The 210-nt window shown below is 50.5% G+C and carries 1 rRNA gene; it reads left to right on the top strand.

The features are described 5' to 3' along the window. A 16S ribosomal RNA gene (locus H5300_RS27685) occupies positions 1-74 on the top strand; the annotation flags it as partial. Positions 75-210 lie beyond the last annotated feature (136 nt).

The raw sequence follows: 210 nt of genomic DNA, 5'->3' as shown, positions 1-210 counted from the left end.
CTTTGTGGTTCATGACTGGGGTGAAGTCGTAACAAGGTAGCCCTAGGGGAACCTGGGGCTGGATCACCTCCTTATACGAAGATACCACGATGAGTGTCCACACAGATTGATTAGGTTTAGAAAGTAAAAGAGACGATATTGGGTCTGTAGCTCAGCTGGTTAGAGCGCTCGCCTGATAAGCGGGAGGTCGGTGGTTCGAGTCCACTCAGA

The organism is Vibrio sp. SG41-7 (assembly GCF_014164465.1).
Taxonomy (GTDB): Bacteria; Pseudomonadota; Gammaproteobacteria; order Enterobacterales; family Vibrionaceae; genus Vibrio; species Vibrio splendidus.
This window is presented reverse-complemented; position numbering and strand designations above follow the sequence as displayed.